Source organism: Corallococcus sp. AB045 (assembly GCF_003668895.1).
GTDB classification, from domain to species: Bacteria; Myxococcota; Myxococcia; order Myxococcales; family Myxococcaceae; genus Corallococcus; species Corallococcus coralloides.
The window spans coordinates 76933-97103 of record NZ_RAWN01000008.1 but is presented as its reverse complement, the minus strand read 5'-3'; the positions used below and the strand labels follow the sequence as shown (position 1 = coordinate 97103).

Here is a 20171-nt window from a genome sequence, read left to right as displayed (position 1 = left end):
TTGCGCTTCGCCGAGAACCGACCGCGCTCCGACGTCCTGTCCTGCTTCTGCTGCTTCTTCACATCCACCTCACAAGGGGGAGGTTATTCCCCCAGAGAGGTGTCTCAAGAAATCCTGGGGCGGAGGAAGCCCCAGCAACAAGAAGCTGGCCTGGACTCCTGCGCTCAGCCGGGTATGCGAGTCCTCCATCCGCTGCGCCTGGCCGAACACGCCCATTGCATGGATGTCGTCCGCGATATTGAGGGATGCCTCCAGGCCCGCGCCCGTCCCCCGAGCCGAGCTGCTGAACAGGGGACCCACCATGAGCCAGGTCTCGTCGCGGGGCAGCGAGGGTGTTTCAGCGCGGGCCACGGACGCAGTGAGGACGCAGAGGAGCAGCAGGAGTCGGTTGGAACTACCGCCCCCGGTAGCAACCGTCATGCCTGTGGCCGCGTCCTTTGGGGGCCATGCCGTTGCGTGTGCAGCGGGCTGCACGGTGCGCACCGGCTGGCACGGATGCGGACGTCCGCCCGGCTTCAGGTCGCGTCGTTGTCGCGCAGCATGGCCAGGTGCTCCGCGAACTGCGGGAGCGTCTTCACCTGGGGCGACTCCAGGTAATACCGCCGCTCGTAGTCCTCGATGATGTCTGGGGTGAGCGGCGCATCATGGATATCCCACGTGACGTTGTAGAGGGCGTGGAGCGTCTCCATGTCGAAGGGCTCCTTGCCAGACGTGGCCCGAGCCTCCGCCACCTGCTCCCGCTCGGTCGCCTTGCGCTGCTGGAGCGCGGCGCGGAGTTGCTTCAGGGTGTCTTCGGCGGAGGTCGGCATACGCGTTCCCAGAGGGTACACCACCCTTCGACGTTCAATGACGCACTGGAAGCCCGGCGGAGCTCGTCTCCAATCGCAAGCGTCCCTCCCGGAACTCCACCACGGCGTGGCCCTCCGGCGCATCCGGAAGGTTGACGTGGAAGGTGCCCCGGTACCAGCGGGCCCTGCCCTCCCCCACCGCGGGCACTGGCAGCCGTTGCCTGAGTTCCTCCAGAAGCGCGGACGCGGCGGCGGCGGGGACAACGGGACGGCGGACTCATTGGACTGCGGCTCCTGCGAGTCTTCGGAGTGCCCGGCGCCGTCGAGGCCCAGGCCCGCTGGATGGGCACGTACCACAGCCCCTTCGGCGACCTGCCCGTCCGGCTCTGTCTGGATCAGCTGCGCCTCTGGGAACGCCCGCCCCTCTCCGAGTCCAGGGTGCGCGTCTGGATCCTCCTGGGGCTGGCCGGCGTGGCGCTGCGGCAGCGGGCCTTCGAGGATGCGCGCACCCTGCTACACAACCGAAACCCTCGCGAAAAGTGAACCCACGCCCACACCCGCGGAGTCTCTCGTCTCAGGTCGCGCCGGGCTTCAACGCGGACGCGGAGCGCAACAGGCCAGCGCCGCTCACGATGAGGATGCCGGTGAGGACCAGCACCGCGCCCACCGCGAAGGAGACGTCCGCCTGTTCGTTCAGCACGAGGATGCCCGCGCTGATGCCGAACAGGGGCGTCATGAACGAGAAGACCGACAGGTTGGAGGCGAGATAGTGGCGCAGGAGCCAGAACCACACGAGGTAGCTGGCGAAGCAGACGATGACGCACTGGAAGAACAGGCTCGCCCAGGCCACGGGGACCATGGTGATGGGGCCGGCCTGTCCCGTGAGCAGGGCCACGGGGAGCAGCAGCGCGGCGCCCCCCGCCAGCTGATACAGCAGGGTCTGCGTGGGCGGTGCGTCTGACAGCGAGGAGGTGCGGATCACCACCGTGGTGGCACCCCAGGCCAGGCCCGCGAGCAGCCCCATCGCATCTCCGCGGAGCACGCTCGGGCTGAGGCCGCCTCGCAGCCACCCGCCGCCAAACGCCAGCGCGATGCCCGCGAAGGCCACGCCAATCCCCAGCCACTGCGTCCGCTTCAGCCGCTCGGAGGGCACGAACCAGTGCAGGCCCAGCGCGGAGAAGACGGGCGCGGTGTAGAGGAAGACGCCCATGTGCGAGGCGTTCGTGTGTCGCAGCCCCTCCGCCACGAAGAGGAACTCCAGGGAGAAGAGCACGCCCACGAGCATGCCGGCGCGCCACGGCCCGCGGCGCAGCAGCCCTCGCTCGCCCCGCACCCAGCACAGCAGCGCCACGAGCAGCGCGGCCACGCCCGAGCGCAGCGCCATCTGCATCAGGTTGGGGACGTAGGGAGCGGCCAGTTTGACGGCCACCTGCTGCAGGCCCCAGATGGCGCACAGCACGACCATCGTCGCGAGCGCGAAGCCATCCGCGGGTTTCCGGTGAGAGCTCATGACTTCATCCTGCGGCTGACGGGGCGGATGGATATAGCGAGATTCCGACAACCCATCCCGAGAAGCCGCCATGGCGAAGCAGCTGCAAGTTCCCTTCACCTCAAAGCTTCCACACCCCGTGTATTTCCGCGCGGCGAGCCTGCCCGCGGCGGCGGCCTATCCACGTCACCGTCACCCCTGGGGTGAGTTCGTCTACGCCTACAGCGGGGTGATGGAGCTCAAGCTGGCAGGCAGCCACTACCTCGCGCCCCCGCAGTACGGCATCTGGCTGCCGCCCGACCTGGAGCACCGGGGCATGAACCGCTTCGAGGCGAGCCACTGCTCGCTCTACCTCGACCCCGCGTGGTGCCGGGGGCTGCCCAAGACGGCGTGCGCGATGGCGGTCAGCCCGCTGATGAAGTCCTTGATGGAGCACCTGCGCACGCATGAGCTGGCGCAGCCACGCACCAGCGCCGAGCGCAGGTTGTTCCGGGTGCTCATCGACCAGTTGGCGCTTGCCCCCGCCCATGGGAGCTACCTGCCCATGTCCGATGATCCGCTCCTCCAGCCGGTCCTCACTGCGCTGGAACAACACCCGGAGGATGAGCGCTCCCTGGCTGAATGGGCCAAGGCGCTGCACACCACGGAGCGCACACTGGAGCGGCGCTGTCAGCAGCACCTGGGCCTGTCGTTCAGCGAATGGCGCCAGCGGCTGCGCGTGGTGAAGGCGCTCGCGATGCTGGAGCAGGGACACGCGGTGGAGGCCATCGCGCTCGACCTGGGCTACAGCAGCGCCTCCGCCTTCATCGCGATGTTCCGGCGGATGACGGGCACCACGCCGGACAAGGTCCGCGGCCACGGCTTCGTGGCGTCGTGAGGAGAGACGGTCAATCCGCCAGCAGCTGTTCCTTCGCGGCGGTCAGCCAGTCCTCGTTGCCGGTATCGAGCGCGAACAGGGCCAGCACCACCGGCGCCGTGGACAGCCGCTCCGCGACGTGCCGGACGATTCCAGGCCAGACCCGGCCCCCCGCCGCCGCGTAGTCCCGGAGGAGCCGCTCCAGGCCGGGCTCACCGAAGAGCTGGAGGTGCGCGCTCATGTCGATGGCCGGATCGTCCACACGCGCCTCGGTCCAGTCGATCATCCCCGACACCTGTCCCGAGCCATCCACCAGGACGTGGCCGGGATACAGGTCGCCATGGGTGGGCACGCAGAAGTCCGGCCAGCACGCGTCGTCGTCCAGCCAGGTCCGCCAGCGCCGCAGCCGCGCCGGGTTCACGTCGAGCTCCCGCGAGACCCGCGCCACGTCGTCGGCGACGGCCTGACGGGCCTGCTGGGGCGTCCGTGTCCGCATCCCCGCCTGGGCCGCTGCTTCCCCTGACAGCGCGTGCAGCGCGGCCAGGGCCCGGGCGAAGCTGCCGGTGAAGGCGTCCGAGCCCGGGTCGATCTTCCACTCCGGAGTGGCCGAGCCCTCCGGGACCACCAGGGCGGGGGAATCCACCAGCAGCGGATAGGCGATGAGGTCCGTCGCCACCACTCGCCAGTCCGGCACAGCGAACGGCAGTCGGGATGCCCTGAGGAACGCGAGCGTGCGCACCTCCACCTGGACCTTGCGTGTCGCGTGCTCATGCCGGGGGATGCGCAGGACCCAGCGGGTGCCATCGCTCGCGCTGGCGATGGCAACCCGGAAGTCCAATCCCAGTTCATTGAACGCGATGGGGCCGGACAGTGACAGCCCATGCCGGGACGCGAGCTCGCGCACCCGGAGGTCGTCTGCGTCGGAGAGGGAGGAGCTGCTCGGTTCGGACGGCGGGCTTTGGGGCTTCGACATGGCGTGACCTCGCACCCGGCCGCCTGCTCCGGGCTCAGGGTGTGTATAGCTCCGCCGTTGACAGATACCCGAGGGAGCCCCCCCATCCTCCCGCGATGAGGACCTGCCCGTCGGGCAGCAGCGTCGCGGACTGGTCCGAGCGCGGTACGACCATGGTTCCGGCAGGGATCCAGGTGCTCGTGGCCGGGTCGTACAATTGCGGAAACCGGCCCCCGACGACGAGCACCCTGCCACCGGGCATCAGCGTCGCGGTGTGGAGGGCGCGACGTTCGAGCATGGGGGCAATGGGGCTCCAGGTGCCCGTGGCCGGGTCGTACAGCTCCGCCGTCGCGAGACTGGAGACAAACTCGTCCACGCCTCCCGTGACGAGCACCCTGCCATCGGGCAGCAACGTCGCCGTTTGGAGGGCGCGGGCTTCAGTCATGGAGCCGGTGTTGCTCCAGGTGCCCGTGGCCGGGTCATACAGCTCCGCCGTCCTGGTGCTGCCAATTGAAGTAGTGAATCCCCCAGCGACGAGCACCTTGCCATCAAGCAGCAGCGTCGCCGTGTGGTTCCGACGCCACTCCGCCATGGAGCCGGTGTAGCTCCACGTGCCCGTGGCCGGGTCGTACAGCTCCGCCGTCGGGGGCGCGCCGGGAACGTCACTGCCTCCCGCGACGAGCACCCTGCCATCAGGGAGCAGCGTCGCCGTCTGGCTGGAGCGAGGTTCGGCCATGGTGCCGGTGGGGATCCAGGTGCCCGTGGCCGGGTCGTACAACTCCGCCGTCGCGAGGAAGCCGGTGGAGTTGAGTCCCCCGACGGCGAGCACCCTGCCATCGGGCAGCAATGTCGCCGTGAACTGCCAACGCCCTTCCGCCATGGAGCCTGTGTTGCTCCAGGTCCCCAGGGCCGGGTCGTACAGCTCCGCCGTCGCGAGGTAGTCGACATCCGAGGCGAGCCCTCCCACGACGAGCACCTTGCCGTTGGGCAGCAGCGCTGCCCTTTGGTCGGCGCGAGGCCCCGCCAGGGAGTCCGTCAGGGCCCAACTCCCCGAACAGGCCGGCAGCCCCGTCGCGGTGAAGGTTTGGGTGTCGGTCAGGTTGAACGCATTGGTGACGGTCACGGTGATGGAAGGAGGAGCGCTGGCACAGGAAGGAGCCGTCCAGGTGACGCGGCTGCGGAAGGGGTCACTGAGCGGCAGTTCCAGCCAGCCGGCGGTGGCCTCCCAGGAGAAGGTGAGCGCGGAACCCTCCGGATCGATGGCATTCACCTCGTAGGTGAACTCCTGGCCCGAGGAGGCCGTGTCCGAGGAGCGGTAGGAGCGGATGATGGCGGGAGGGAAGTGATTGGCCGGGGGCGTGTCGCTGACACACAGCGCGACGGTGCCGGTGTTCTGTCCGCCGCGCCCATCGGTGACGGTGACGGTCAGACGGCAGTTGTTACAGGCACCCGCGGGCAGGGCCGAAGGCGTGAATTGAGCAGCGCTGGAGGAGGCCTGCGCCCAGGTCCCGGCACAGGATGCGCTCCAGGCATAGGACAGGCTGTCACCGTCCGGGTCGGAAGCGGAGGCGGAGACAGACGTCGTCTCCCCGACGGCCAGGGTCGTGGGGCTGGCGCTGAGAGCGGTCACCCCGGGCGAAGTGTTGAAGGAGAGGGACAGCTCCGCCTCCCCCTCCCCGTCCGCGGTGACGTTGACCGCCAGCGAGACGCTGGAGGCCAGGCCGCGCGAGTCCGTCACGGTCAGGATCAACGTTGCGATGCCCGTGGAGGCAGGCGCGGTCCACGAAGTGGCGGCAGCCGAGGGAGCGGAGAAGGAGCCCGCGGTCGCATTCCAGGCGTAGGAGAGCGTATCGCCCGGATTGGGATCATGCGCGGTGGCGGCCAGGGCGATGGTGCCGCCCGCCGCCACGGTGGTGGAGGACGCCACCAGCGAGTCGATGATGGGCGCCTCGTTGTCGAAGGGAGGCGGAGGGTTGAGCTGCTGAAGGGTGATGGCGACCAGGGTGCTCTGGTTGGCGGTGATGGTGACGCCCGTGACGACCCCTTCGAAGCTCAGGTCGCCGGAGAGGTCGAAGGCCTGGGCCACGAAGGTGCGGTCGGCGCCCGCGGGGATGTTGCCAATGATGCCGCCCCACACGCCATTGGTCGCGGTCAGCTCCACGGTCACCGTGGGGATGTCCGGGCCGCCCGAGGTGACCAGGACGTAGAGGATGTTGGGGGCGAGCGCCTGGTTGACGGAGACAGCGAACCGGGCCGAGCCGGTATCCTTCGAGGAATCCGAGCAGCTCGCCAGCAGTGACACTGCGAGCGCGAGCACCAACGGAGTGAATGCCTTCTTCATGCGACCGCCTCCCCTTGCCAATTCCTTGCAGCCAGCCGACTGGCTGACGTGGCGCGGAGTAATGACAAGGGGAGGCGGCGCTGGACATTACCCCGGTAGCGCACGCGCCATCGTTTGTCAGACGAATGCGGACGCTTGCTTGGGTGCCGTCAGGGGACGGCGCTCACGTCCACGTCGACGACGCGGGGCTCCTCGGTGCTCGTCGTGCCGGTGACCGCCGGCATCCTGGCGGACACCTTGAGCGTCAGCGCCCATTCGCCCGTGCTGAGCTGGGCGGGCACGTACTTCCAGAAGAGGCGCACGGGCCCCGTGGTCTCTCCCTCGGCCTGGAGCGCCGTGCGCGCCCGATCTTCAATCTGCGCCGTCGTCAGCCGCGTCCGGAGCAGGTGTCCCGTCCGGGCCAGGGCCGGCCAGCTGATGAGCGCGCGCTGGAAGCTGCCGTCCGGCCCGTGGGAAACCACCGCGCGGTGGCCCTCCACGCGAATGCCATTGATGGCACGCATCACGAAGGTCTTGTGGCGGTGGAGCGAGGGCGCTTCGAGGGCCCCATCGTCCTCGCCCTGGCTGAACGACTTCACCTGCCGCACCAGCCCCAGCTCCGCGGTGGGGATGCCCCAGCGCTGCAGGCGGGCCAGGGCGGTGCGCTGCAACACCGCGGGCTCCTGCGGCGTCTCCGGGCCACTGGCGACCTTGCTCAGCACCAGCACCTGGCCTTCGGACGGGTCGCGCTCCAGCGCCCAGGACTGGGACTCCAGATCCGCGCGGGAACCCACCGTCTCCGTCTGGGTGAAGGGCTCGGTCGTCCCCACCAGGGAGCCCTGCAGCGCGGCGGCATCAAACGCCGTGCGGGGAAGCAGCGTGGTGGGGATTCCTCCCGTGGGCGGCGTGGCGATCCCCGTGGAGTCGAAGATGAAGCCGATGGTCGCCTGGGCGGACTGGGTGGTGATTTCGGCGGGCTCCATGGGCGCGCCGCTGTCACAGCCAGACGCGGCGGCGAGCGGCAGGACGGTCAGGAATCGGAGGAGCAGATGGCTTTTCATGGCGGTTCGTTCTTTCTGTTCGAGGTCGATGACGGAAGCGGTCACTCGGGCAGCTTCTGCCCGCCGGAGGGGTCGCAGCCCCCCACGTAGAAGATGTGGGAGGCGACCTTGCGCCCGGTGTACTGGCGGTCCCGCCAGCCGCCGGTCTCGTACATCGCGATGCGCTGCGCCTTGGTTTCACCGAAGACGATGGACACCGGGCAGTCGTCGTTGTTCTCGCCCTCGTCGACGTCGTAGGCCGCGTCGAGCCAGTTTTCGCCCGCGCCTTCGCGCCGCGAATTCGCCACGTAGCCCTTCACGTAGGTCTTCACGAAGTTGCCGCACGACGAGTCGCCGTGAAAGGCATTCCACATGGTGAAGCCGCTGTTGGGCGTCACGAGCGCCCGCCGGTACCCGCCCTGCTTCCAGACCTGGTAGTCGCCAGACTGGCAGGCCTTCACGACGGCGATGTTCAGCTTGCCGTTCAGGCTCATGTGGGTGTCCGTGACGGCCGAGCACGCATCCGCGTTGGTCCCCATCACGAGCCAGCTGCGCAGGTTCGCCTCGTTGTGGCCGCCGTGGGTGTGCACGAAGAGGACATCCGCGTCATCCACGCCGAAGTTGGCCTGGGTGTCCTTCGCTTCAGCCGGGAGCTTCGAGTAGTCGGTCCAGAAGTCCGCGCGCGCACTCGAGTTGTTGATGGTGCGGACGTCCGACCAGAGCCCGTTGCTCTTGAGTGAGTTGAAGTAGTTGGCGAACTCCGCCGCCGTAGCCGTATGCACGGAGTGCGACTCGGCATTGCACTGCCCCGGGCCTCCGAAGTTGGCGATGCCGTAGACGTGGGTTTCGTTCGCCAGCGCCGCCGCGGGCAGGAGCAGCGCGAGCGCCGCGCCCGTCCACAGGTGTGTCTGCATCCGGAGTTTCATGGTCCGTCCTTCCCCCGTCTGGGGTTTGGGTGATGGCCCATCAACGAAATCAGGGCGGAATTTCCCTCACCCCCTTCGCGAGAAAGTTGGATGACTGAACGGAGGACCAGGGGGTGTTAGGGTGGAAGGTCCCGTGAACGAACTGCCCTTGCCCAAAGAGTCCCACCTCAAACCCTTTCCATTCGTCGCGCCCCACCGGGTCGTCGCATGGGGGGTCTGGATCGCCATCTTCCTCGTCGCCTACAACTTCTTCGCCTCCAGCCGCGGCGAGGAGGCAGCGCGAGAGGCCCTGGGCGGGCCGCGGTTCTTCATCCCGTTGCTCGTCACGGTCTTCCTGACGCTGTTCGCCTTCTTCTACTGGCGGCTCCGTCGCTGGGCGGAGGCGTACCACCAGGGGGTCTCCTTCTTCAGCGCGGGGGACGAACAGGAGTCCTCCCGCCGCTTCGAGGAAGCCGCCCGCCGCGCCACCCAGGGGGCCCAGCGGGCGGTGTCGGTCGCCATGATGGGTCAGTGCCAGCTGGCGATGGGCGACACGGGACGCGCGCTGGAGCTCTTCGGCTCCGCGGAGCGTTCCGGGAAGCTCCGGAGCTCCGTCCCGGCGATGCACCGGTGGATGCCGGGCCTGATCGCCATGGCGCGCTTCACGCAAGGGGACCTCGCCTCCGCGCGCGCCTGGCTGGAGGAGGGACGCAAGCGCAACGGCGACCTGCCCCCCATCTACGCGCTGCTGCCGGAGGTCGCGCTCCTCTGCCGCGAAGGCAACCCCGCCGCCGCCGTGTCCACGCTGGATGCGCGGGCGGGCGAAGCGGATGCACTGGTGGGACGGGACGCCCGCCGGCTCAAGCTCCTCCGGGCCTTCGCCCTGGACGCCCTGGATCCGGCGAGCCACGCGACTGCCATTGATGCCGCGCTCGCGTCCCTGCAGCCCGTGCGCCCCGGCGACTTCGAGTTCCTCTCCGCCCGGTGGCCCGAGCTGCAAGCCTTCCTGGAGCGGCGGGGGCTTTCCCACGCGGCGTAAGGAGGGACGGATGCCACGCAAGAAGCAGGAGTACGGTCTCAATCACGCGGACCGCGTCGCTGAGATCGAGCGGAAGTTCGGACGCGACCAGGTGGAACCCGTGCTCGCGCAGTTGAGCCAGGTCTCGCACCCCACCGACCGATTGCTGGGTGCCATTGTCTTCTGCGCCAGGGAGGGGCATGTCGAGGAGATTGCCGGCCTGGTATCGCTCGCCAACAAGGATCCCACCCGGCTCTTGAACACCGCGACGGTCAAAGACGAGCGCGGTTGACGGTCCGCGCCCTCAGAGGTTCCGCGCCAGCCGCTCCCGCGCCTTCACGATGGCCGCGGTGCGTGTCGTCACCTCAAGCTTCGAGAACACGTTGCGCAGGTGCCACTTCGTGGTGGAGAGCGCCACGTTGGAGCGCTCGCTGATCTCCTGGTTGCTCAGCCCCTGCGCCAGGAGCTTGAGCATCTGGAGCTCCCGCTCGGTGAGCGGCTCCAGCGGCGCGCTGGGCAGGGGCGCGATTCCGGCCGGCCCGCTGGGGCCCAGGGACAGCAGGTCCTGGTACCGCTCGGTGTAGCGGGCCGGCAGCACGTGGCTCAGCTTGCGCTGCGTGGCCGCCGCGACGATGACCTCCTGCAAGCCCGGCGTTTCGTCGAACACGCCCCGGCTGAAGCCGAACCGGGGCACCAGCGCGAACCCCCGGTTCACCGCGGCGAACGCCGCCGCGGGGTCCCCCGTGCGCCAATGACACACCGCCAGCGCCGCCAGCAGCGCCGTCTCCCGGGCCACGCAGCCCGCGTCATGCGCGCTGGCCCGCAGCGTCTCCAACAGCCCATGCGCCCGGTCGTGCCGCCCTTTCGCCATCAACACCCACGCCTGCGCCACCCCCAGCTGCTCCCAGGTCTCGTCGTAGAAGCGCCGCTCGCTCCACTCGCCCCGGCGCATGCGCTCGCCCAGGTCGAACTCCCGCGCCACCGCCTTCATCCTCGCGGGGGATTGCTCCACCAACGCGAGCCGGATCTTCTCTCCGCAGACATGGGCCAGGAAGCGCGTCTGGTGCCCGCATTCGAGCACGCTGTGAAGGTAGTCCAAGAGCTGCCAGGCCTCCGCGTACTTGCCTCGGATTGCCTTGAGTCGGGCCAGCACCAGGTAGGCCACCGCGAAGGTCTCGAACACCGCCGCCTGTGACAGCAGCGGGAGGACCTCGATGCAGAGCGCCTCGGCCTCGTCCAGCCGGTTCTGGTCGTAGCGGGTGTTGGCCAGCGCCGTCGCCGCGTTCACCCACACCGGGTTGCGCCGTCCCCGGCTCGCGCGCTCGAACGCCGCCTCGCACCGGTCCACCGCGTCCTTCATGTGCCCCTGCGCCCGGTCCGCCAGCACGATGAGGACGTCCGTGTAGCCCACCATGTAGGGGTTGTTCAGCCCCTGCAGCGTCTCGCGCGCGACGGACGCGAGCCGGCGCATCGCATCGAACCGGTTCTGCCGGAGCGCCTGGTAGGCCTTCGCCGCCAGCACCGCGCCCGCCATGAAGACGTCCGGATCCTCGTCCCCCGGTGACGTCTCCAGCTCGACGCCGGAGGCAGGGGCCGAGTCCGACAGGACAGCGTGCAGCAGCTCGAGCCGGGAGAGCTGTCGCGCCAGCCGCTCGCGCTGCGGGTCTGCCGCGGCCGTCTGGAGCCGGCGCTGCGCGTCCTGCAGGGCCAGGGAGGCCGGCGCGAAGCCTCGGGACAGGATGAGGCACGCGATGCGCGCCACGCAGATGGCCGGCGCGTGGAAGGTCTCCTCCGCCGTCAGCTTCGCCGTCCAATGGAGCACGGAGGCAATCTCGCCCTCGCGCATCCACGCCTCCGCGCAGCGGGCCGTGAGCTCCAGGCACCAGCTCCGGTCCCCGGAAGCGAACGCGTGCGTCAGGGCCTCGTCTGGCAGCGCATGCTCAGCGAACCAGGCGCTCGCCGCGCGGTGCAGCCGGGGAATGCGGTCGCCATACGTGCACGCGAGCTGCGTGCGCAGGAAGTCGAGGAACAGCGGGTGGTACCGGTACCACTGCTGCTGCGTGTCGAGCGACTGGATGAACAGCTGCGCCCGCTCCAGCTCCGCCAGCAGCGCCGGCCCCTGCGTGATGCCCAGGAGCGCGTTGCACAGCTCCCCGTTGAGCCGGTCCACCACCGAGCTCAGCACCAGGAACGCGTGCACCTCCTCCGTCTGCTCCCGCAGCACCACGTCCGCCAGATACCTCGCCACGTCGTGGTTGGAGCCGACGGCCTTGCGGAGCGCGTCGCTCACGCTGGCGTGCTCGCCCGCCGTCAGCAGGGCCAGCTTCACGCCGGCCACCCAGCCCTCGGTGCGCGCGCGCAGGTACTCCACGTCCTCCGGATTGAGCGCGGCGCCGCACAGGCGCTGACCCAGCTCGTGGATGGCCTCCCCATCCAGGCCCAGGTCGCGGCCGTCGAGCGTCACCAGCTGCTCGGTGAGCTTCAGCTTCGCCAGGTCCAGCTCCGGCGGGCTGCGCGACGAGACAATCCAGTGGACGTGCGGCGGCGCGTGGTCCAGCAGGTACGAGAAGGCCCGCACCAGCGAGCGCTCCCGCAGCACGTGGAAGTCGTCAATCACCACGACGAGCTCGCGCCCCAGGTTCCACAGGCTCCGCAGCACCACTGTCGTCGCATGGTCGAGCGGGGGCGCCACCTGCGCGTCCAGCTGGCTCGCGATGTACGCGTCGAACTCCGGGGCCGCGCGGCGGATGGCGCCGACGAGGTAGGAGAAGAAGCGCTCGGGCGCGTTGTCCCGCTCGTCGAGCGACAGCCACGCGAGCAACCGCGACCCGCCCACCTCGCGGTACCACTGCGTCAGCAGCGTCGTCTTGCCCGAGCCCAGCGGCGCGGTCACCAGCACGAGCGTGCCGCCGACACCCCGTTCAATCTTCCGGAGCGCCGCGCTCCGCGACACGAGCACCGACGCCGTCCGCGGCGGCGTGAGCTTCGTCGGCAGCAGGTGCGAGAGCGGATCGCCCATGGGCACGTTCCCCCTGAGACCGATTGCATTGCGAAGTAGACCACGGGCCGCTCGTGCCGCGGCCGGGGCTCTGACGCACCCAATGTCAGACAGCAAACACCGCAACGCGTCACAATCCCCCTCCCCAGCCCCTCCCTTCGGAGGGGGCGATGTCGCGGCTCTCACTGGTAATCCCGAGTGCGCAGCTCTCATCCGCTCACCCAGGAGATCCCCATGGTCCGTACCCCGCAAGTGGGCCCGAGCAAGAACCGGTGGCGCGCCCGAACCGGTCTGCTGTGCGCCGCCGCATCCCTGTTCGTCGCCTCCCCCGCCGCAGCCCAGGCGCCCTCGTTCATCGAGTTCGAGAGCGCGCACGTGCGTCCGTTGGCCCTCTCTCCGGACGGGACGAAGCTGTTCGCCGTCAACACGCCGGACAACCGCCTGGAGGTCTTCAACGTCACCAGCGCGGGCTTGACGCTCGCGGCGGAGGTGCCGGTGGGCCTGGAGCCCGTGTCCGTCGCCGTGCGCAACAATACCGAGGTCTGGGTGGTCAACCACCTGTCCGACAGCATCAGCGTGGTGAGCGTGAGCGGCACGCCGCACGTGGTGCGCACGCTGCTCGTGGGTGACGAGCCTCGCGACATCGTGTTCGCCGGCGCCAACGGGAATGCGTTCATCACCACCGCGCACCGCGGACAGCAGCGCACGGATCCGTCCATCGCCTCCGTGCCCGGCGCGGGGGATCCGCAGCTCACCACTCCGGGCGTGGGCCGCGCGGACATCTGGGTCTTCAACCCCGCGTCCCTGGGGACGACGCTGGGAGGCACGCCCGTCCGCATCCTGACGCTCTTCGGCGACACGCCCCGAGGCCTCGCTGTCAGCCCGGACAAGAAGACGGTCTACGCGGCCATCGCCCAGTCCGGCAACCGGACGACGACCATCAACATGGACAGCGTGTGTAACGGCTTTGGCAGCGCGGGCGTGTGCCTGGTCCAGCCAGACTCGTTCCCGTGGGGCAACAACCTCTTCCTGGGAGGCCTGCCCGGGCCGTCCACGAACGCCCAGGGTGCGAAGGCGCCGGAGACGGGCCTCATCGTCAAGTGGAACAGCGCCCTCAGCCGCTGGGAGGACACGCTCGGCCGCGGCTGGAACAACGGCGTGCGCTTCAACCTGCCGGACAAGGACGTCTTCGCCATCGACGCGGACGGCCTTCAGCAGAAGGCGTTCTACACGGGCGTGGGGACGACGGTCTTCAACCTGGCCACCAACCCGAAAACGGGTGCGGTGTACGCGACCAACAGCGACGCCAACAACCACACCCGCTTCGAGGGCCCCGGCGCCTTCGGCGGCAGCACGGTGCAGGGCAACATCGCGAAGATGCGCATCACCGTCATCAAGGGGACGACGGTGTCCGCGCGCCACCTGAACAAGCACATCGACTATTCGAAGCTGGCCGGCACCCCCGGCTTCGACCCCACGGCGAAGAACCACAGCCTCTCCACGCCCACGGAGATGGCCATCTCCAGCGACGGCGCGAAGCTGTACGTGGCCGCGTTCAGCTCCAGCAAGGTCGGCGTCTTCGACACCGCGGCGCTGGAGGCGGACACCTTCAATCCCCGGACGGCCAGCGCCAACTACATCCCGGTGAGCGGCGGCGGCCCCAGCGGCCTGGTGCTGGACGAGGCGCGTAACCGCCTCTACGTGATGACCCGCTTCGACAACGCGGTGAAGGTCATCGACCTGTCCACGAAGAGCCAGGTGGCCTCGGCGGCGCTCTACAACCCCGAGCCCGCCTCCGTCGTGCAGGGCCGCCCGTTCCTCTACGACGCGAACTTCTCCTCGGCCAACGGCGAGGCCTCCTGCGCCAGCTGCCACATCTTCGGCGACAAGGACGAGCTCGCCTGGGACCTGGGCAACCCGGATGACCCGGTGACGGCCAACGGCATCGACAAGCGGCTCGCTAGCAGCCTGGAGATTGGCGCGTTCCGCCTGCTCACCGGCCACCCGAGCTCGGACGTCAACGGCACCGGCAACCAGAACTCCTTCCACCCGATGAAGGGGCCCATGACGACGCAGACCCTGCGCGGCATGTCCACCTCGGGCGCCATGCACTGGCGCGGGGACCGGTCGACGGGCTTCTTCGGCTCGGGTTCGTACGATGAGGCCCTGTCGTTCAAGAACTTCGTCGTCGCCTTCCCGGGGCTGCTCGGCCGCGTGGATCAGCCCACCGAGGCGGAGATGAACCAGTTCACGAACTACCAGCTCCAGGTGCAGCTGCCGCCCAACCCCATCCGCAAGCTGGACAACTCGCTCACGTCCACGCAGGCGGCCGGCCGCGACTTCTACTTCGGCAGCCGCCGAGTGGACGGCCTGGCGATTGGCAGCAACACCGGCTTCAACTGCAATGGCTGTCACACCATCGACGCCGCGCAGGGCTTCTTCGGCACCGACGGTCAGGCCAGCTTCGAGGGAATCAGCCAGATCATGAAGATTCCCCACGTGCGCAACATGTACACGAAGGTCGGCATGTTCGGCTTCCCGGACAGCAGCTTCTTCCAGCACTCGGAGACCGGGCCCACGGGCGATCAGATCCGCGGCTTCGGCTACACGCACGACGGCGCGGTGGACACGCTGTTCCGCTTCTTCAGCGCCATCGTCTTCTCCAACACCAGCATCGGCGGGCCGCTGGTGGGCTTCCGCAGCGACACCGAGCGCCGCGAGGTGGAGGCCTACATGATGGCGGTGGACTCCGACCTGGCGCCCATCGTCGGACAGCAGGTGACGCTCACGTCGACGAACGCCTCCGCGGTGGGAGCGCGCATCGACCTGCTCATCGCCCGGGCGAAGGCGCCGTTCGTGTCGAAGATCCTCGGAGGCTCCACGTATGAGGCCGACCTGGTGGCGAAGGCCGCCATCGGCACGCGCGTGAAGGGCTTCCTCTTCGACCGCGCAGCCGGCACGTGGAAGCCGGACGACGGCACCGCCAACCTCACCACCACGGCCCTGCGCGCGCTGGCGAACACGCTGGGCCAGGAGGTGACCTTCACCGCGGTGCCTCCGGGCTCCGGCACTCGCATCGCGCTCGACCGGAACCTGGACGGCAGGCTCGACGGTCAGTGATGGACTGACGTGGCGTGGATGGCCCCCTGCCCCGCTTCCCCGGCGACCCCGGGGAGGCGGGGCTTTTTCGTGTCCGATGGCCGGGGCTCTCAAATAACTGAGATGCCTGCCGGGTGCGTTCCTCCGGAAAACGATGGGATGACCATGGCCTGGCAGCTGCATCAGCGCCGGGACTCAATCCCAGGAGGACGCAGATGCGACTCACCGTTCCGTTGATGGCCCTCACCACGCTGCTGGTGGCTTGTGGGGAGGTCGAAGTCTCCCTCTCCACGGACGCCACGGCGTATCGGTCCGGCGACACCGTCCAGCTCGAGCTGCGCAACGAGGGCACTCGCGAGGTGGGCTACAACCTCTGCGACGTGCGGGTCGAGCGCAGGGAGGACACCGGGTGGAGCCACACACCGCACCTGGGCGAGACCGAGGCATGCCAGGCCATCCAGCACACGCTGAAGGCCAGCGCCCGGGCCCAGGGCACGCTGAGGCTCCCCTCGGAGCTGGCCGCGGGCGAGTACCGCATCGTGCACGACGTGGACACCCGGGAGACCGACTCCCAGGGGCGGGCCGTCCAGGAGCCGGTGATCAGCAACTCCTTCCTCATCGAGCAGTGACGGTCGTGTTCCATTGCTCGACCATCAGGTCGATGAAGCGCCGCACCTTCGCTGGCAGGTGACGTTTGCTCGGGTAGAGCGCCATGATCGGGACGTGCTCCGTCTCACAGGACGGAAGCAGCGCCTTGAGCCGCCCGCTCGCCAGGTCTTCGTTGACCAGGAAGCCGGGAAGATAGGCGATGCCCAGCCCCGCGACGGCTGCGTCCCGGATCGCCTCGCCACTGTCGAGCCGCAGGCGGCTTCGTCCCTCCACCTTCACCGTGGAGCCGCCCTTCTGGCGCAGGTGCCAGTGCTGCCGTCGCGTCCGGCTGCTGAAGACCAGACACTCATGCGCTGACAGGTCCTCCGGCGTGCTGGGTTCGCCGCGCGCCTCCAGGTAGGCGGGCGCCGCGCAGACAAACACCGGGTATCGGGCCACGGTCCGCGAAACCAGGCGCGTATCGGTGCTGGAGGCATTGATGCGCACCGCCAGGTCGTAGCCCTCCTCGATGATGTCCGAGACGCGATCGGAGAAGCTCACCTCCGCCTGCACCTCGGGCCAGGTCCGCAGATAGTCCCGCAGCAGGGGAAGGACATGCAGTCTGCCGAACGCGGCGGGCAGCGTGAGCCGCAGCAACCCTCGGGGAGTACCCGTGCGCTGCCCGACACTGGCCTCCGCGTCGTCCAGGGCCGCGAGGACCTGCAGGCAGTGCTCATGAAAGACACGGCCCTCGTCGGTGAGGCTCAGGTGGCGTGTCGTGCGATTGAGCAGGCGCACCCCCAGGCGGGATTCCAGCCGGGCCAATGCCTTGCCCGCAGCCGAGCGCGTCAGACCGAGGGCCTCTCCGCCGCCCACGAAGCTGCCCGCGTCCACGACGGACATGAAGGCGAAGATCTCATCCAGGTGGGCGCGTTTCATCGAGGGCGCTCGATTGTAGCGACCGCGTCGCTGGAGAGGGGAACGCTGTTCGTCAATGGTCCCGGTATACGAGTCCGGCACTCGCCTCCCCTCTGGAGATCATCCATGCCCGTGACCCTGCTCAACCCCGACGGAATCATGAAGCCCGACGTGTACCGGCAGGTGGCCATCGCCACCGGCACCCAGCAGGTGCACATCGCGGGACAGGTCGCGTACGACGCGGATGGACAGCTGGTCGCTCGCGGCGACCTGGCCGGACAGGTGGCGCAGGCCTACCGCAACGTCGCCATCGCTCTCGCGGCGGCTGGGGCGACGTTCGACGACGTCGTCCGGCTGACGTTCTACGTGGTCGACTGGAAGCGCGAATCGATGCCTGACTTCCTCGCCGGCATCGAGCAGGTCGCCAGGGAGCTGCGGATCTCTCCGGCGCCGGCCTCGCTGATCGGGGTCTCCGTGCTTTACGAGCCGGGCGTCCTTGTGGAGATCGAAGCCACGGCCGTCGTGGGCTGAGCCGCTTCTCAACCAGATCGGCGGCGCCGCGACCTGGCGCGGGGGTGCGGCGGCTTCTCGCGCGGCGGCTGCCTGGCGGCCTTGGGGGCCGGGGGCGTCCGGGCGAGGTGGAGCATCTGGTAGAGGCTCAGCAGCATCATCGTCACCGCGCGGGACGCGTCAGGGGCGGAGGACTTCTCGTCCCCCGTGTCCTTCGGGACAAAGGGACGCCAGGCCTCCTCCAGTTGGATCCGGAGCCGCAGGTGCTCTCCGGTGATGCGCAGCCGCTGAAGCTTCGCACCGGGCGGAAGGAGCACCGCCGCCCGGGCCCGGTCGAGCGACAGCGCCGCGAGCCCCGGGTGCCGTTTGGCCTTCACGCGCAGACGGGCCTCCAGGAACAGCGTGTCGCTCTGCTTGGACTTCGTGCGCCGCCGTGGCCCGTCGGGTCCATGGTCGCTGACCTTGATCCTGCGGCGCTCCACCGCGCTCAGCCTCAGGTGCGCGCCATCCGCCAGCCGCGTCTCCAACAGGAGCCACGGATCCAGCACATCCGGCGGAGCACTCTTGCGGTACTTCACCATGAACAGGCTCGAACCCGGTCCCTCGGGACGGGGGTCGGGACGAAGCCGCAGGCGCACGGACGTGTCCGGTGCGAGGTCCGCCTTGAGGCGCTGAAGCACCCGGACGACCAGCTCTGGCCGGCGGTTCGGGTCGTCGCCAGGGTGCCCGGCCGCGTGGAAGCGGGTGAAGAGCAAGCTCCGAACAAACAGTGCGGCCGCCAGCCCAATCCCCAGGACTCCCGCCACGACGGACAGCGGGCCCTCGGCGGTGCCAGCAATCCCGATGCACAGGATGATGCCCCCCAGCGGCGCCAGGGACCGCACTCCGGCCGTCAGGCGGTGCCTGAAGCGGCGGGCCTTCTGGGTCGCCAGGAGCGCGCGCAGGGCACCCTCCACGCCTGGCAGGGGTCCTTCGGTTGTCAGGGCATCCAACGCCGGGTCAATGCCATCCGAAGCCGCCAAGGGGCCCCTCCTTCCAACATGGACATGTTCGGGAGCAGCCATGCTAGCCGATATGCTGGGTGCCCATGAGCCCCTCCCCCCTCCAGGATGAAGCCGCGCCCCACCGCGACGGCTACGCTCGACGCGTCGGCTTGTTCTCCGGGGTGATGCTCGTCATTGGCGGAATCATCGGTTCGGGCATCTTCCTCAACCCGGCCATCGTCGCGCAGCGCGTGCATACGCCAGAGCTCACCCTGACCGTGTGGCTGCTCGGCGGAGGCGTGGCGCTCATTGGCGCCTTCATCTACGGGGAATTGGGCCAGCGCATCCCCAAGGCGGGCGGCAGCTATGTCTATCTGCGCGATGCCTTCGGCCCGCTGCCCGCGTTCCTCAACGCGTGGGGATTGATGCTGATGATCGCCACCGGGGCCATCGCCGCGGTGGCCGTCACCTTCGCCAACTACACCCTCGCGCTCACCGGCCTGGGGCCCGGGTTCCGCTTTCCCCTCGCCGTCGGCGCCATCCTCCTGCTCTCCGGGGTGAACTACTTCGGGGTGCGGTCCGGGGCGCTCACGCAGAACATCTTCACCGTGCTCAAACTGCTGGCGCTCGCGGGGCTCGTGGGCGCGGGGCTCCTGCTCGAAAGCGCCCATCCCGCCGCGGTGGAAGTCGTTGCCGCTCCGGAGGCGCCCGACTCCCTGGTGCTCGCGCTGGGCGCGGCGCTCGTCCCGGTGCTGTTCAGCTACGGAGGGTGGCAGCAGACGAACTTCGTGGCCGAGGAGATGGTCGACCCCGAGCGCAACCTGCCACGCGCGCTGCTGCTCGGCGTCATCGGCGTGGTGACGGTGTACCTGCTCGCGAACCTCACCTACCTGCGCACGCTCGGCGCGGCGGGGCTCGCGGCGAGCAGCGCCCCGGCGGCGGACGCGCTCGGCCAACTCATCGGGCCCGCGGGCCGCACGTTCATCACCCTGGGCGTCGCCCTCTCCACCTTCGGGTTCCTCAACCTCGTCATCCTCGTGTCGCCGCGCGTGTACCAGGCCATGGCCGCGGACGGACTGTTCTTCCCGTGGATGGCCCGGCTGCACCCGCGCTACCACACGCCCTCCAACGCCATCCTCTTCCAGGCGGCCTGGGCCATCTTCCTCACGGGCACGGGCACGTACGGCGAGCTGCTCGATTACGTCGTCTTCGCCGACTGGCTCATCTTCGGCGCCACGGCCGCGACGCTGTTCGTCTACCGCGCTCGCGAACGGCAGGGGCTGGTGCCCCGCGCCGCGTACCGGGTGCCCGGCTATCCTGTCACCCCGCTCCTCTTCATCGCGGCGGCGCTGTACGTCCTGCTGGGCTCGGCGGCCTCCAACCCTCTCAACGCGCTCAAGGGCACGTTGCTGTTTGGCGCGGGCGTGCCCGTGTTCCTGTTCTGGAGCCGGCGCACCCGGCGGCCGGAGGCCCCGCCGGCCCTGGGCGCGCCTTGACGCTCCGAACGCGACTGTCATTGATTGAAGCCATGCGAAGGCGCGTATGTGTTTGACCTGCTCGCCCGCCTACCCGGCGAGCGGGGGCGCACCGAACCCAGGCGGCGTGTATGAGTAGACCCGTGGAAACCCCCTAGCCTGCCCCCCAACGCAATGTGCAACACGGGCTGAACGAAATCATCCGCACCCACAGGAACTACCTGATTTGCTC

At 69.1% G+C, this 20171-nt stretch carries 17 protein-coding genes; 8 read left to right on the top strand and 9 right to left on the bottom strand.

Going from position 1 to position 20171, the window contains the following annotated elements; translation table 11 throughout:
* Nucleotides 1–515 precede the first annotated feature (515 nt).
* Nucleotides 516–809: a hypothetical protein gene (locus D7Y21_RS03690; RefSeq protein WP_120567061.1), complete on the bottom strand. Its 294-nt coding sequence runs from the start codon at nucleotides 807–809 to the stop codon at nucleotides 516–518.
* A 288-nt stretch (nucleotides 810–1097) separates the two neighbouring features.
* Here D7Y21_RS03690 and D7Y21_RS03685 point away from each other — a divergent pair, with 288 nt between their 5' ends.
* Nucleotides 1098–1331, top strand: a complete 234-nt coding sequence (locus tag D7Y21_RS03685) for a hypothetical protein (RefSeq protein ID WP_121711268.1) — start codon at nucleotides 1098–1100, stop codon at nucleotides 1329–1331.
* A 31-nt stretch (nucleotides 1332–1362) separates the two neighbouring features.
* On the opposite strand, the gene D7Y21_RS03680 is transcribed toward D7Y21_RS03685, so the two are convergent.
* Complete coding sequence (locus tag D7Y21_RS03680) at nucleotides 1363–2298, bottom strand: DMT family transporter (protein ID WP_121711266.1); 936 nt, start codon at nucleotides 2296–2298, stop codon at nucleotides 1363–1365.
* A gap of 70 nt (nucleotides 2299–2368) precedes the next feature.
* Between D7Y21_RS03680 and D7Y21_RS03675 the strand changes: the two genes are divergently transcribed.
* Nucleotides 2369–3154: a helix-turn-helix transcriptional regulator gene (locus D7Y21_RS03675; protein WP_121711264.1), complete on the top strand. Its 786-nt coding sequence runs from the start codon at nucleotides 2369–2371 to the stop codon at nucleotides 3152–3154.
* Between the two features lie 10 nt (nucleotides 3155–3164).
* Here the strand turns inward: D7Y21_RS03675 and D7Y21_RS03670 are convergent, their stop codons facing one another.
* The 4 genes from D7Y21_RS03670 to D7Y21_RS41675 form a co-directional block, all read right to left on the bottom strand.
* Entirely contained in the window at nucleotides 3165–4106 is a 942-nt protein-coding gene (locus D7Y21_RS03670) for a macrolide 2'-phosphotransferase (protein WP_121711262.1), read from the bottom strand.
* A gap of 34 nt (nucleotides 4107–4140) precedes the next feature.
* On the bottom strand, nucleotides 4141–6426 hold the full coding sequence (locus D7Y21_RS03665) for a kelch repeat-containing protein (protein WP_121711260.1): 2286 nt from the start codon (nucleotides 6424–6426) through the stop codon (nucleotides 4141–4143).
* A gap of 149 nt (nucleotides 6427–6575) precedes the next feature.
* Nucleotides 6576–7466, bottom strand: a complete 891-nt coding sequence (locus D7Y21_RS03660; RefSeq protein WP_121711258.1) for a hypothetical protein — start codon at nucleotides 7464–7466, stop codon at nucleotides 6576–6578.
* A 41-nt stretch (nucleotides 7467–7507) separates the two neighbouring features.
* A complete protein-coding gene (locus tag D7Y21_RS41675) occupies nucleotides 7508–8371 on the bottom strand; it encodes a hypothetical protein (protein ID WP_158619433.1) in 864 nt (287 codons plus the stop codon).
* A gap of 133 nt (nucleotides 8372–8504) precedes the next feature.
* Between D7Y21_RS41675 and D7Y21_RS03650 the strand changes: the two genes are divergently transcribed.
* Together D7Y21_RS03650 and D7Y21_RS03645 are read left to right on the top strand one after the other, a co-directional pair.
* Nucleotides 8505–9389 (top strand): hypothetical protein, encoded by an 885-nt coding sequence (locus D7Y21_RS03650; RefSeq protein WP_121711256.1) that lies wholly within the window; start codon nucleotides 8505–8507, stop codon nucleotides 9387–9389.
* A gap of 10 nt (nucleotides 9390–9399) precedes the next feature.
* On the top strand, nucleotides 9400–9660 hold the full coding sequence (locus D7Y21_RS03645) for a hypothetical protein (protein ID WP_121711254.1): 261 nt from the start codon (nucleotides 9400–9402) through the stop codon (nucleotides 9658–9660).
* Between the two features lie 12 nt (nucleotides 9661–9672).
* Here the strand turns inward: D7Y21_RS03645 and D7Y21_RS03640 are convergent, their stop codons facing one another.
* Nucleotides 9673–12387: a LuxR C-terminal-related transcriptional regulator gene (locus D7Y21_RS03640; RefSeq protein WP_121711252.1), complete on the bottom strand. Its 2715-nt coding sequence runs from the start codon at nucleotides 12385–12387 to the stop codon at nucleotides 9673–9675.
* A gap of 213 nt (nucleotides 12388–12600) precedes the next feature.
* On the opposite strand from D7Y21_RS03640, the gene D7Y21_RS03635 reads away from it, so the two are divergent.
* Both D7Y21_RS03635 and D7Y21_RS03630 read left to right on the top strand, forming a co-directional pair.
* Nucleotides 12601–15486, top strand: coding sequence for a YncE family protein (locus tag D7Y21_RS03635; protein WP_121711250.1), 2886 nt, complete (start codon nucleotides 12601–12603; stop codon nucleotides 15484–15486).
* A gap of 194 nt (nucleotides 15487–15680) precedes the next feature.
* Nucleotides 15681–16094, top strand: coding sequence for an immunoglobulin-like domain-containing protein (locus tag D7Y21_RS03630; protein WP_120567072.1), 414 nt, complete (start codon nucleotides 15681–15683; stop codon nucleotides 16092–16094).
* On the opposite strand, the gene D7Y21_RS03625 is transcribed toward D7Y21_RS03630, so the two are convergent.
* Nucleotides 16081–16992 carry a LysR family transcriptional regulator gene (locus D7Y21_RS03625; protein WP_120567073.1) on the bottom strand — a complete coding sequence of 304 codons (912 nt, stop codon included), beginning with the start codon at nucleotides 16990–16992 and terminating at the stop codon, nucleotides 16081–16083. The two genes, D7Y21_RS03630 and D7Y21_RS03625, sit on opposite strands and share 14 nt — an antisense overlap.
* A 105-nt stretch (nucleotides 16993–17097) precedes the next feature.
* Between D7Y21_RS03625 and D7Y21_RS03620 the strand changes: the two genes are divergently transcribed.
* Nucleotides 17098–17502, top strand: a complete 405-nt coding sequence (locus D7Y21_RS03620) for a RidA family protein (protein ID WP_121711248.1) — start codon at nucleotides 17098–17100, stop codon at nucleotides 17500–17502.
* Nucleotides 17503–17510: 8 nt separating this feature from the next.
* On the opposite strand, the gene D7Y21_RS03615 is transcribed toward D7Y21_RS03620, so the two are convergent.
* Nucleotides 17511–18503: a hypothetical protein gene (locus tag D7Y21_RS03615; RefSeq protein ID WP_120567075.1), complete on the bottom strand. Its 993-nt coding sequence runs from the start codon at nucleotides 18501–18503 to the stop codon at nucleotides 17511–17513.
* A 65-nt stretch (nucleotides 18504–18568) separates the two neighbouring features.
* Here D7Y21_RS03615 and D7Y21_RS03610 point away from each other — a divergent pair, with 65 nt between their 5' ends.
* Nucleotides 18569–19960 carry an APC family permease gene (locus D7Y21_RS03610; protein WP_120567076.1) on the top strand — a complete coding sequence of 464 codons (1392 nt, stop codon included), beginning with the start codon at nucleotides 18569–18571 and terminating at the stop codon, nucleotides 19958–19960.
* Nucleotides 19961–20171: the final 211 nt, after the last annotated feature.